The organism is Occultella kanbiaonis (assembly GCF_009708215.1).
GTDB lineage: Bacteria > Actinomycetota > Actinomycetes > Actinomycetales > Beutenbergiaceae > Occultella > Occultella kanbiaonis.
The window spans coordinates 4,955,074-4,967,096 of the sequence record NZ_CP046175.1; the positions used below are offsets into that span (position 1 = coordinate 4,955,074).

Genomic DNA, 12,023 nt, shown 5'->3' on the forward strand with positions numbered 1-12,023 from the left:
AGGCGGGTGCTACAGCGTCCGACGGCGCAGCATCGGTCCCGCTGCCGGCTCCGGCCGGTCGGTGCCCGCGCCCTCGACGGACACGATGAGCTCCTGGGCGGCCGCGATGCCGCCGACCGTCAGCTGGACGTCCGGGGCGACGTTGCGCTTGATGACGGCCAGAGCCACCGGGCCCAGCTCGTGGTGCCGCACGACGGACGTGACCCGCCCGACCTCCCGTTCGCCGTCGAGCACCGCCTCCCCCGGTTCCGGGGTGAGGTGCTCACTGCCGTCCAGGTGCAGCATCACCAGCCGGCGCGGCGGCCGGCCAAGGTTGAACACGCGGGCGACGGTCTCCTGGCCCCGGTAGCAGCCCTTGTTCAGGTGCACGCTGGTGCGCAGCCAGTCCAGCTCGTGCGGGATGGCGCGCTCGTCGACCTCCCGGGCCAGACGGGGGCGCCAGGCGGCCACCCGCATCGCCTCCCACGCCCATGCCCCGGCGAGCCGCGCACCGGCACTCTCGGCGGCCCGGACCACGGCCGGGACGTCGGCGCGGGGCACGAGCCACAGCTGCGCGGCCCACTCCGAGCCGGGGTGGTCGGCGTCGGCGGGGCCGTACCGGGTCGAGCCCGGGGCGGTCGCCGGCCAGGGGTCGCGCCAGGTCACCGGCTCGGCGCCCTCGGCGGTGCGCAGCGACGGTCCCGCGGCGGAGGTACCGAGGACGGCGGTGTCGGTGTCGATGGCCACCTCGACCCGGAGCATGAACCGCATCGACTCCAGGAACGCGGCGAGCCCGGCGGCGTCGCCGGCCTCGGTGATCAGCCAGGCGGTCGCGCCGTCGTCGACGACGGCCGGGGCGTGCTGGACGCGACCGTTCGGGTCGAGCAGCAACAGCTCGGTGGACACCCCCGGGGCGAGCGTGGCGACGTCCTGCGAGCTGAGCGTGTGCAGCCAACTGAGCCGGTCCACGCCGGTCACGGTCACGACACCGAGGTGGGACAGGTCCACGACGGCCAGCCCCCTGGCGAGGTCGCGCTGCTCCCGGTTGGGTTCGCCGTAATGCGCGGCAACGCCCGAGTCCGGGCCGCCGGCCGCGACGGCGCCGTGGCGGGACAACAGGGGCGAGGCGATGGTGGTCACATCAGGGACAAGGCCGGCGGGCGCTGCTTCATTCCGGACCGTGGGTCCGCCCTTCGCCTCGTTCGCCGTCATTGCCGCTGGAGCCGGCCGGAGGAGTAGGACTGCATCTCGTGCCCGAACGCGGCCAGGTCCGTGGCCCACATGAGTTCGCTGCGCACCAGGCCGTACATCCGGGCGGCGGCGGAGACCTCCGCGCCGGATGCGGTCCGGGCGACCAGGTCGGTCGCGAGCTCGATGCGGGGGCCCTGGGCCACGCCGAGGTAGACGCTCACGTGGCCGCTCGGCTCGGCGAGCAGCACCTCGAGCTCGGTGGCCGACGGCGGTGGTGCGGCCGAGCCGGACGCCTCGCCCTCCGCTGCGGGTGCTGCGGGCGCGGGCGGGTCGGTCAGCGCGCTTGGGTCGTCCGGCACCGTGGGCACCACGCGCCAGAACCCGGACTCGGTGGCCCACAGCTGACCGGGGCGCAGGGCGGCCACGTCGATGTCGCCCTCGAGCGAGTCGAGCTCGCCGTCAAGGTTCCAGGTGGTGGCCGTGTACGCGAGGTACGGGCCGCCGTCGGAGGTGAAACTCACCTCGACGAGGATCGGCCGCTCCGGGATGTCCGGATAGCTGAGGAACCCCGGACCGCGCCAGGTGCCGAGCAGCCAGGCCAGCGGGTAGGTCTCCGGGGCGAGGCCGTCGGGGATGGCGAAACTCATGGGCGTGGACTCCCTTGGGGCGGGTCGGCTTTGCCGCCGATGGTACTCGTCAGGCCAGCAGCAGCCGGGCCAGCACGTAGACCGGGAGACCGGCAACGGCCACCGGTAGCATCGCCGCGGCCAGTGCCGGGAAGGGCCGCCCGGAGGCGGGGAACTGCCCGAACAGCCGGTGCGCCGCGGCGACCACGACCCCCGCGGAGAGGCCGATCAACGCCCCGGCGAGGGGCCCGACGTCGGTCACCGAGCCGACCGCGAGTCCACCGGCGGCGGCCACGACGATGGTGATGCCGGCGCCGATCCAGCCCGGGAAAGGCAGCGCCGTGCACGTCGCGGCGACGGCGAGCGTGACGGCCCCGCAGAGCAGCAGGCCGATCGCCGTCGGGCCGGTGCCGACCGCGATCCACCCGGTCGCGGAGGTGACCACCGCGGTCCCGGCGACCACACCGGAGACCGACTCCACCAGGCGTGGGCGCCCGTCCCGGCGCACGAGTTCGTGCACGAACGCGCCCACCACGGACAACGCGAACACGACGGCGACGAACGCGAGGTCGTCGGTGAGCAGCAGCACCCCGATGGAGGCCGCCACGGTTGCGAGCAGCACGACGCTGGCGCCGCGCGGCGCCGGCAGCCCGAGCAGGGCCGGCCAGCCGAGCGAGAACAGCGCACCGATCGCGGCGACGGTGCCGATCAGCAGATACCGGTCCCCGAACGCGGTGATGCCGATGCCTGCGGCCGCGGTCGCCGCGACCACCGCGCGGAACGCGCCGCTCATCATCTGCCTCGTGTACCTCTCGGTCGGTCCGCTGGCCACGATCCGACCGCGCGGTACAGGCGGAACGCTACCTGCAATACGATGACGCAACCGGTCGGGAGGAGCACGCGTGGCAGAACTTCTGCTGCTTACGTCAGAGCCTGGCGGTTCGGCACAGGTGCTTCCCGCCCTCGCTCTGTTGCATCACCGCGTCCGGGTGGTGCCCGTCGAGCCGTCGTCGCTGCTGGACGCGCCGGACGCCGACGTGGTGCTCATCGACGGTCGGCGGGATCTCGCGAGGGCCCGGAGCACCTGCCAGCTGCTGCGCACGACGGGCATCGAAGTGCCGGTCCTGCTGGTGCTCGGCGAGGGTGGGCTGTCCGTTGTCGGCAAGGACTGGGGCATCGACGACCTGGTCCTCGCCGATGCCGGCCCGGCCGAGGTGGACGCGCGGCTGCGGCTGGTCACCCAGCGCTCGGACCGGCAGAGTTCCGAAGACCCGGAGGAGATCCTCGCCGGTGAGCTCGTCATCGACTCCGGTGGCTACACCGCACGGCTGCGGGGCGAGCCGCTGGACCTGACCTACAAGGAGTTCGAGCTCCTGAAGTACCTGAGCCAGCACCCGGGACGGGTGTTCACCCGCGCCCAGCTGCTCCAGGAGGTGTGGGGCTACGACTACTACGGCGGCACCCGGACGGTGGACGTCCACGTCCGACGCCTGCGCGCCAAGCTGGGCCCCGAGCACGACGCGATGATCGGGACCGTCCGCAACGTCGGATACCGGTTCGACCTCCCCCGCGAGCGACGCCCCGGTGGCGAGGCCCCCGCGGGCACCGACGCGACCACCGCACCGGCTGTGACGTCGCCCACCGAGCCGACCACCGCCGTCGACGGTTAGAATCTCTTCCGACGCCGGGTCGCGCTAGCCCCGGGCTCCAACATCAGCCGCTACGAGCGGCCTTCGCGCCGTCAGGCGCTGGGCGGCCCGGCGTCATCGACCGAACTCTCGCCGTTCGCGCGGTGTTCACTCGCGTGCCCCCGGTGCTCTAGCCTGATTCCGCTGACATTGCCCTTCCCCCGGAGTGAATGCTGTGCGCTTCCGACTGACCCCCCGCGATGTCACATTCTTCGACCTCTTCGCCATGAACGCGCAGCACCTCGTCGACGGCGCCGACCTGCTCGCCCAGCTCATCGGGGCCGACCCGCCCGACCGGCCCGGCCACGCGGCTCGGCTGCACGAGATCGAGCAGGACGCTGACGACGCCAAGGCCACGATCATGAACCGGCTGAACCAGACGTTCGTGACGCCGTTCGACCGCGACGACATCTATACCCTCGCCGCTGCGATGGATGACTGCATCGACGCCATGGAGGAGGCAGGGGACATCATCGTGCGCTACCAGATCGTCGACATCCCCGACGAACTCGTCACGATGGTCGCGACGCTGCAGCGGGCCGCCGAGCTGACCCTGGCCGCGATGCCCAAGCTACGCACGATGACCGACCTGAAGCCCTACTGGGTGGAGATCAACCGCCTGGAGAGCGAGGCGAACCGGACCTACCGCGCGCTCCTGGCGCACCTGTTCGGCAGCCCGCAGTTCCAACGGAGCCCGGCGGACGTGGTCGAGCTCATCAAGCTCAAGAACGTCGTCGACGTCCTCGAGCAGGCCTCCGACGCCTTCGAACGCGTGGGCAACGTGGTGCAGACCATCTACGTCAAGGAAACCTGAGGCGGTGGAGCTCGCCCTCGTCCTGTTGGTGATCGCGATCGCGCTGACGTTCGACTTCACCAACGGCTTCCATGACGCCGCCAACGCGATCGCGACCTCGGTCTCGACGAGGGCACTGACACCGCGCGCGGCGCTGCTTCTCGCGGCCGTCATGAACCTGGTCGGCGCACTGCTCGGCACGGGGGTCGCGGAGACCATCGGCAGCGGCATCGTGGATGCCCCGCCCGGCATCTCCGGCCTGGCGCTGGTGCTCTCCGGCCTGCTCGGCGCGATCACCTGGAACCTGATCACGTGGTGGAGGGGGCTGCCCTCCTCGTCCTCGCACGCCCTCATCGGCGGCCTCACCGGCGCCGGCATCGCGTCGATGGCGACCGTGCACTGGTCGGTGATCTGGGACAAGGTCGTCATCCCGATGGTCGCCTCACCGCTGGTCGGGTTCGCGCTCGCGTACGTGATCATGGTCGCTGTGCTGTGGATCTTCCGGAGCGCCGCCCCGGGGCCGACCCAGCGGCGGTTCCGGATTGCCCAGACCGTCTCCGCGGCTGCGATGGCGCTCGGCCACGGCCTGCAGGACGCGCAGAAGACGATGGGCGTGATCGTGCTGGCCCTGGTCGCCGGCGGGCTGCACGAGGGCACGGACATCCCGCTCTGGGTCAAGCTCGCCGCCGCCGGTGCGATCTCGCTCGGCACGTACGCCGGTGGGTGGCGGATCATGCGGACCCTCGGCCGCAAGATCATCGAGCTCGATCCCGCTCGGGGGTTCGTCGCCGAGTCGGTCGCCTCGAGCGTGCTGTACACGACGGCGTTCGTGTTCCACGCGCCGATCTCGACGACGCACACCATCACCTCAGCGATCATGGGCGTCGGCGCCACGAGGCGGGCCTCGGCGGTGCGCTGGGGCATGGCCCGCAGCATCGGGGTGGCCTGGCTGCTGACCATCCCGGCCTCGGCCGCCGTGGCGGCGGTGCTCTATCTGGTGCTCAGCATCTTCGTGTGAGGCCCGGGCACCTCTACCCATTCGCCGAGTTTCCGTGGCAGACCGCCGGCTCATAGACTCGCCCACGACATATCGCACCGGGCTCGTACCGGTCGACCACTACTTCTGGGGAGTCCAAGACCCATGTCCCGTCGCATCGTCCGCACCACCCTCGCCCTGGTCGGCGCCGCCGGCCTCGCCGCGTCCCTGAGCGCCTGTGGCAGCCAGGTCGCCACCGTCGACGCGGGCGCCTGCTCGAACGTCAGCGACCTGGAGGGCGAGCTCACCGAGATCCCCACCGTCGACTGCGGCGAGGCGCACGACGCCCAGTTCGTGCACGTCTTCGACATCGACCAGGACGGCGACTACCCCGGCGACGAGGCCATCGCGGCCGCCGCCGAGGAGGGCTGCAGGACCGGCTTCGAGTCCTTCGTCGGCATCAGCTACGACGAGTCCGCGCTCGGCCTCGACTTCATCCCGCCGAACGAGAACACCTGGGACGCAGCGAACGACCGCCAGGTCATCTGCGTGGCCTACCTGCTCGACGGCACCACCACCACGGAGAGCTGGGAGGGCGCGGCCATCTGAGTCGCCCCGCCGCACCACCGCGAAGGGCCGCACCTCCTCGTCACCGAGGGGTGCGGCCCTTCGCCGTCGGACCCCGGTCCGGTCAGGTACGTTGGTGCCGCGTCGCCCACCCGAACCGAGGAGTCGATCCGATGACCGCTGCCGTCCGTCGCCGTCGCGCCGTCCTGGCGATCGCCGCCGCCCTGCTGGTCGCGCCGGTCCTGGGTGCGTGCTCCGGGGATCCCGGGGACGAGGAGAGCCCGCAGACGTTCACCCAGGGTGGTGGCACGGAGGACCCCAGCACGACCGGCGACCCCAGCAGCACGGACGACCCGAGCAGCACCGAACCCGCTGCGCCGCCGTCGACCCCCGCGCCGGACACCACGACCGCCACCGACGACGCGGGCGTGCCCGTCGCCGGCGTCGGCGACTGCATGCGCGCGAGCGACCTGTTCGCGGTCATCACCGAGGGCGACGGGCTCTCCGGCCTGCCGACGATCGACTGCGCGACCGAGCACGAGGTCCAGATCGTCGCGATCTACGAGATGACCGACGACGCCTACCCGGGCGACACCGAGATCCAGACGGCGGCGCTGGCGGAGTGCACCACCCTGTTCGAGGGCTTCGTCGGCATCCCGGCCGCGGACTCGTCCCTGTCGGTGGCACCGATCACCCCGAGTGCGGACACCTGGGCCACCGGTGCCCGCACCGCCTACTGCGTGGCCGTTGCCCCCGAGCCGACGACGACCTCGTTCGAGGGCGCCGGCATCTGACCGGCCCGCTCAACCGAGCCGGCGCAGCGCCGGCGCAGCGGGGCGGCTCAGCCGAAGCGGCCGGAGATGTAGTCCTCGGTGGACTTCTCGGACGGGGTGGAGAACATCGTGGTGGTGTCGTCCATCTCGATGAGGTGTCCGGGCTTGCCGGTGCCGGCGATGTTGAAGAACCCGGTGCGGTCCGAGACCCTGGCCGCCTGCTGCATGTTGTGGGTCACGATCACGATCGTGTAGTCGTTCTTCAGCTCCGAGATCAGGTCCTCGATGGCCAGCGTCGAGATCGGGTCGAGGGCCGAGCAGGGCTCGTCCATGAGGAGCACCTGGGGCTCCACGGCGATCGCCCGGGCGATGCACAGCCGCTGCTGCTGCCCGCCGGACAGTGACGAGCCGGGCAGGTGCAGGCGGTCCTTGACCTCGTTCCAGAGGTTCGCCCCGGTCAGGGACCGCTCGACGAGCTCCGCGGCCGCGGCCTTGCCGATCCGCCGGTTGTTGAGCCGGACGCCGGCGAGCACGTTGTCCGCGATGGACATCGTCGGGAACGGGTTCGGGCGCTGGAACACCATGCCGACCTGGCGGCGCACCTCCACCGGGTCCACGCCGGGCCCGTACAGATCCTGGCCGTCCATGACGGCCTTGCCGGTCACGTAGGCCTTCGGGATGACCTCGTGCATCCGGTTCAGGGTGCGCAGGAACGTGGACTTGCCGCAGCCCGAGGGACCGATCAGGGCGGTGACGCTGCGTGCCTCGATCACCATGTTTACGCCCTCGACGGCGAGGAAGTCACCGTAGTAGACGTTCAGGTCGTTGACATCGATGCGCTTAGACACAAGCGGTCCTTCCGGAGCAGGCGGGGGGATTCATGGAGGTGTTGGCGGCGGGAACCGGAGACAGGGAGGTCACCGGGCTCCCTTCGGGGAGAAGTACCTGCTGACCAGGCGTGCGATGAGGTTGAGCAGCATCACGATCAGGATCAGGGTGAGGGCGCCGGCCCAGGCACGGTCCGCCGATGCGCCGCCCTGGGCGTACTGGCGGTAGACGAACACCGGGAGCGTGGCGATCCGGCCGTCGAAGGCGTCCCAGTTCACGCTGGTGGCGATGCCGACGGTGAGCAACAGCGGGGCGGTCTCACCGATCACGCGGGCGATGGCGATCATGACGCCGGTGGTGATACCCGCGATGGCGGTACGCAGCACCACCTTGACGATGGTCAACCACTTCGGGACGCCGAGCGCGTAGGACGCCTCGCGCAGCTCGTTCGGGACCAGCCGCAGCATCTCCTCGACGCTGCGCACCACGACCGGGGTCATCAGCACGGCCAGGGCGACACCACCGATCACGGCGGCCTTGTACGCCGGGCCGAAGACGACCAGGAACAGGGTGAACGCGAACAGGCCGGCCACGATGGACGGGATACCGGTCATCACGTCCACCAGCACCGTGATTCCACGGGAGAGCGGGCCGCGCCCGTACTCGACCAGGTAGATGGCAGTGAAGATGCCGAGCGGGATCGCGATGATCGAGGCGATGCCGGTGACGTACACGGTCCCGATGATCGCGTGGAACGCGCCACCCTCGACCATCTGACCGAAGATCCCGGTCATGTCCGTGGTGAGGAACTCCCAGCTGAACCTCGTCAGCCCGTCCCCGACGACGATCCAGAGCAGGGACACCAGCGGGATGAGCGCGATGATGAAGGCGAACGTGACGAGGGTGGTGGCGAGCCGGTCCTTGGCCCAACGCTCCCCCTCGACCACGCGCGAGGTCACGGTCATCACGATCGCGAACAGGATCGCGCCGATGAAGAAGACGCCGGCGATGGTGGGCCCTTCACCGAGGAACTGGATCCCCACGGCGAGCAGCAGCGAGACGGCGAGGACCGGGATCGGTGCCCACTTCGGGAGCCTGCGGGTGGTCCGGACCGGGACCGGGGGCGTGGTGACAGTCATCAGTTGGCTCCCGAGAACTCGGCGCGGCGCGCGATGATCCAGCGGGCGATGAGGTTCACGCCGAAGGTCATGACGAACAGGATCAGCCCGGACGCGATCAGGGCGTCGACGCCGAGGCCGCTGGCCTCCGGGAAGTGGCTGGCGATGTTCGCCGCGATCGACTGGTGCTGCCCGGGTTGGAGCAGGTAGAAGTTGATCAGGTACCCGGGCGAGAGGACCATCAGCACGGCCATCGTCTCACCGAGCGCCCGCCCGAGCCCGAGCATGGTCGCCGAGATGAGGCCGGAGCGCCCGAACGGCAGCACCGCCTGGCGGATCATCTCCCACCGGGTGGCGCCAAGGGCCAGGGAGGCCTCCTCGTGCAGCCGAGGGGTCTGCAGGAACACCTCGCGGACCGTCGCGGTGATGATCGGCAGGATCATGATCGCGAGCACGAGTCCGGCGGTGAGGATGTTGCGGGCCGGGGCCTGGTACCCGGTGAAGATCGTCGGGCCGACGTTCTCCTCCAGCCACGCGGTCGCGGGGTTCGTGCTGAGCCAGGTGAACAGCGGGCTGACCAGCGGCTGCAGCCATTGGATGCCCCACAGGCCGAAGATCACGGACGGGATCGCGGCGAGGAGGTCGATCAGGTAGCCGAGGCCCTGGGCGAGCCGGCGCGGCGCGTAATGCGAGATGAACAGGCCGATGCCGATGCTCAGCGGCACCGCGACGACGAGCGCGATGACCGAGGAGATCGCCGTGCCGAACAGCAGCGGCCAGACCCAGGACCACAGGTCCCGGCCGAGCATGAAGCCGATGTCCTCGAACTCCGAGGAGGCCGCGGTGAGTGCCGGCCACGCGCGGACGAGCAGGAAGATCGCGACCGCCGCGAGGATGATCAGGATGAAGATCCCACTGGCAGTGGAGATCCCCTGGAACACACGGTTGCCGAGCCGTCCTGGGGTCCGGCCGACCCGCACCTTCGGCGGCGCTTCGGGTTCCGAGGGGGGTGATTCGGCGACTGCCACTGGTCCTCCGGGGCGATTTGGGGGGATGGGAGGTTACGACGTGCGTCAGGCGAGTCGGTGCTCAGCGTACTGAGGCACCGACCCGCCTGACCTGGTGGGCTGGATCAGCCGGCGACCGTGATCTGCTCGAGGGCCGCGGTGACCTGCTCGCGCAGGTCGTCCGAGATCGGGGCAGAACCCGCGACGTCCGGCTGTGCGGCGCGGTCCTGACCCTCAGGGCTCGCCACATACGTGAGGTAGGCCGCCACGTTCGCAGCGTCCTCCTCGGTCTCGTAGACCGAGCACGCGATCGAGTAGGAGACCAGCACGATCGGGTAGGTACCGGCCTCGGTGGTGTCGCGGGCCAGATCGATCGTCAGGCGCAGGTCGGTCGCACCCTCGGCCGCCGGGGAGGCGTCGATGATGGCGGCCGCGGCCTCCGGGGAGAACGGCACGAACTCGTCGCCCACACCCACCGCGACCGTACCGAGGTCACCCGCACGCGAGGCGTCGGCGTAGCCGATGGTGCCCTCGGCGCCGCTGACCGTGTCGATCATGCCGGAAGTCTGGGCGCCGGACTGGGTGCCCTCGATCGGCCAGGTGCCGGACGCCTCGTTGGTCCACACGTCGGGGGCGGTCGCCACGAGGTACTCGGTGAAGTTCTCGGTGGTGCCGGACTCGTCGGAGCGGTTCACCGGCACGATGGCCAGGTCGGGCAGCCCGACGTCAGGGTTCGACTCGGCAATGGCCGGGTCGTTCCAGTTCGTGATCTCACCGGCGAAGATGCCGGCGATGGTGGCCGGGGTCATGTTGATGTTCTCGGCGTCCACGCCGGGGAGGTTGTAGATGACGGCGATCGGGCTGATGTACAGGGGCAGCTCGATGACCTCGCCGCCGAAGCAGCGGTCCACGCCCGCGGCCAGCTCCTCGTCGTCCATCGCGGCGTCCGAACCGGCGAACAGCACGGTGCCGTTGAGGAACTGCTCGCGACCGGTGCCCGAGCCCGTGGGGTCGTAGCTCACCGTGACGCCCGGGTTCGCCTCGGTGAAGCCGGCGATCCAGCCGCCCACCGCGTTCTCCTGGGAGCTCGCGCCGGAACCGGCGATGGAGCCGGAGAGGTCGCTGGTGGCGTCGCCACCGTTGTCGCCACCGGTGTCGCCGTCGGTGGACGTGTCGTCGCCGTCGCCGCCACCACAGGCAGCGAGGGTGAGCGCGAGGGCGCTGATCACAGAGATGCCCGCCAGGCGGCGGCTAGGTGCAAGCTTCACGTTCGAATCCCGTTTCTGTTGGCTGGGTCGGGACTGCGCACCCGGTGATATCCCACGGCGTGCCGCAGCCACGCTTGACGGTAGGGAGCGTGGGTGTATGCGCCTCCTGATTCAGGTGAACAGCAGGTGAACGAGCCACAACAATGGGCGTGACCTTCGCCACGCGTCAATGGCACGGCGCTCGACCTTGAGCCGCTGGTGGGAACAGTCGAACCTTGGATTACTGCTCAGGCCTCGAGACCACGCTGGCGCTCCAGGGCGACCAGACGGGCCTTTCCCGAGGACCTCCGCGCCATATGGATCACCAGGAGCTCACCGGTACGCAGGTACGGGTCCCGGTCCGGGATGGCCTTCGAGAGCCGGTAGGGGCTGCGAGCCGAGATGCTGGTGAGGATGATCGGCAGCACCGGACGATGGGTGGAGACCACCGTGGGCCGGTGCCGTGCGCCGAGCAGCGAACCCATGAACGAGCGCACGCCGGACCTGTTCTGCTTGGCCGCGGTCTCGGTGAGTTGTGGCGCCGTCATCAGGTCCAGGCCGCTCGCGTCCAGGTACGGCCGCACGGTGGCCACGCACCGTTCCCACGGCGAGGAGATGACCTCCTCGACCCCATAAGCCGCGAGGATCGGCACGATCGCCGTCGCCTGCTTCGCGCCGACGGGGGTGAGCGGCCGAGACTCCTCGCCGCCCTTCCAGGAGGATCGGCTCCTGGCCCGCCCGTGCCGGGCCACGATCACCGTCCAGGTGTCCAGCAGGCCGTCCTCCCAGAGGTCGAGCAGGGCCCCGAGGGGCTCGACGTCATCGGACCGGGTGAGGAGCTTGCGGGCCGCCCTGGCCTCGACCCAGCGGGACTCGTCCACCTCATGCTTGGACGCGTCCTTGATCTTGCCGCGCGGCGCGATCGCGTGGCTTTCGTCGGAGATCTGCCTCGCCGCCCAGTACGTGCAGACCTTCACGCGGCCGTCCGTGAGCTTGTACTTCACCAACGGCAGCGGGACGCCGAGGAGCACCGAGAGACCCGTCTCCTCCTTGACCTCCCGCACGGCGCACATCGGTAGCGACTCGCCGTCGCCGTCGAGCTTGCCCTTGGGCCAGGACCAGTCGTCGTACCGCGGCCGGTGGATCAGCAGCACCTCGAGGCGCCGCCCCACCACGCGCCAGATCAACGCCCCGGCGGCCTGTACCACCGGCACAGACGAGTTGCCCACG

At 70.5% G+C, this 12,023-nt stretch carries 13 protein-coding genes; 5 read left to right on the forward strand and 8 right to left on the reverse strand.

All coding sequences use genetic code 11. The features are described from left to right. Window positions 1-9: 9 nt before the first annotated feature. The 3 genes from ygfZ to GKS42_RS22705 form a co-directional block, all read right to left on the reverse strand. Window positions 10-1,110: a CAF17-like 4Fe-4S cluster assembly/insertion protein YgfZ gene (gene ygfZ, locus GKS42_RS22695; protein WP_435529680.1), complete on the reverse strand. Its 1,101-nt coding sequence runs from the start codon at window positions 1,108-1,110 to the stop codon at window positions 10-12. A 77-nt stretch (window positions 1,111-1,187) separates the two neighbouring features. Beyond that, window positions 1,188-1,817, reverse strand: a complete 630-nt coding sequence (locus GKS42_RS22700) for a heme-binding beta-barrel domain-containing protein (protein ID WP_154795889.1) — start codon at window positions 1,815-1,817, stop codon at window positions 1,188-1,190. 49 nt (window positions 1,818-1,866) lie between these two features. Further along, window positions 1,867-2,592 carry a hypothetical protein gene (locus GKS42_RS22705; protein WP_154795890.1) on the reverse strand — a complete coding sequence of 242 codons (726 nt, stop codon included), beginning with the start codon at window positions 2,590-2,592 and terminating at the stop codon, window positions 1,867-1,869. A 106-nt stretch (window positions 2,593-2,698) separates the two neighbouring features. Here GKS42_RS22705 and GKS42_RS22710 point away from each other — a divergent pair, with 106 nt between their 5' ends. The 5 genes from GKS42_RS22710 (at window position 2,699) to GKS42_RS22730 (ending at window position 6,614) form a co-directional block, all read left to right on the forward strand. Next, on the forward strand, window positions 2,699-3,466 hold the full coding sequence (locus GKS42_RS22710) for a winged helix-turn-helix transcriptional regulator (RefSeq protein WP_154795891.1): 768 nt from the start codon (window positions 2,699-2,701) through the stop codon (window positions 3,464-3,466). A gap of 193 nt (window positions 3,467-3,659) precedes the next feature. Next, window positions 3,660-4,298: a DUF47 domain-containing protein gene (locus tag GKS42_RS22715; RefSeq protein ID WP_154795892.1), complete on the forward strand. Its 639-nt coding sequence runs from the start codon at window positions 3,660-3,662 to the stop codon at window positions 4,296-4,298. Window positions 4,299-4,302: 4 nt separating this feature from the next. Next, a complete protein-coding gene (locus GKS42_RS22720; protein ID WP_154795893.1) occupies window positions 4,303-5,295 on the forward strand; it encodes an inorganic phosphate transporter in 993 nt (330 codons plus the stop codon). 123 nt (window positions 5,296-5,418) lie between these two features. Beyond that, entirely contained in the window at window positions 5,419-5,862 is a 444-nt protein-coding gene (locus GKS42_RS22725) for a septum formation family protein (protein ID WP_154795894.1), read from the forward strand. Window positions 5,863-5,993: 131 nt separating this feature from the next. Beyond that, window positions 5,994-6,614, forward strand: coding sequence for a septum formation family protein (locus GKS42_RS22730; RefSeq protein ID WP_154795895.1), 621 nt, complete (start codon window positions 5,994-5,996; stop codon window positions 6,612-6,614). Window positions 6,615-6,661: 47 nt separating this feature from the next. Here the strand turns inward: GKS42_RS22730 and pstB are convergent, their stop codons facing one another. The 5 genes from pstB to GKS42_RS22755 form a co-directional block, all read right to left on the reverse strand. Next, the gene (gene pstB / locus GKS42_RS22735) at window positions 6,662-7,441 is read right to left on the reverse strand and encodes a phosphate ABC transporter ATP-binding protein PstB (RefSeq protein ID WP_154795896.1); all 780 of its coding nucleotides are present in this window, start codon (window positions 7,439-7,441) and stop codon (window positions 6,662-6,664) included. Window positions 7,442-7,510: 69 nt separating this feature from the next. Continuing rightward, window positions 7,511-8,560, reverse strand: a complete 1,050-nt coding sequence (gene pstA, locus GKS42_RS22740; protein WP_154795897.1) for a phosphate ABC transporter permease PstA — start codon at window positions 8,558-8,560, stop codon at window positions 7,511-7,513. Then, window positions 8,560-9,567 (reverse strand): phosphate ABC transporter permease subunit PstC, encoded by a 1,008-nt coding sequence (gene pstC, locus GKS42_RS22745; RefSeq protein WP_210769244.1) that lies wholly within the window; start codon window positions 9,565-9,567, stop codon window positions 8,560-8,562. Before pstC ends, pstA begins: the two co-directional genes overlap by 1 nt. Before the next feature lie 104 nt (window positions 9,568-9,671). Then, window positions 9,672-10,814: a phosphate ABC transporter substrate-binding protein PstS gene (locus GKS42_RS22750; RefSeq protein WP_154795899.1), complete on the reverse strand. Its 1,143-nt coding sequence runs from the start codon at window positions 10,812-10,814 to the stop codon at window positions 9,672-9,674. 227 nt (window positions 10,815-11,041) lie between these two features. Further along, complete coding sequence (locus GKS42_RS22755) at window positions 11,042-12,022, reverse strand: NUDIX hydrolase (RefSeq protein WP_154795900.1); 981 nt, start codon at window positions 12,020-12,022, stop codon at window positions 11,042-11,044. Window position 12,023: the final 1 nt, after the last annotated feature.

Bases quoted from the DNA above. Each gene is read 5' to 3' on its own strand.
- GKS42_RS22700 (WP_154795889.1), bottom strand. From the start codon at position 1,817: ATGAGTTTCGCCATCCCCGACGGCCTCGCCCCGGAGACCTACCCGCTG.
- GKS42_RS22705 (WP_154795890.1), bottom strand. From the start codon at position 2,592: ATGATGAGCGGCGCGTTCCGCGCGGTGGTCGCGGCGACCGCGGCCGCA.
- GKS42_RS22725 (WP_154795894.1), top strand. From the start codon at position 5,419: ATGTCCCGTCGCATCGTCCGCACCACCCTCGCCCTGGTCGGCGCCGCC.
- GKS42_RS22730 (WP_154795895.1), top strand. From the start codon at position 5,994: ATGACCGCTGCCGTCCGTCGCCGTCGCGCCGTCCTGGCGATCGCCGCC.
- pstA (WP_154795897.1), bottom strand. From the start codon at position 8,560: ATGACTGTCACCACGCCCCCGGTCCCGGTCCGGACCACCCGCAGGCTC.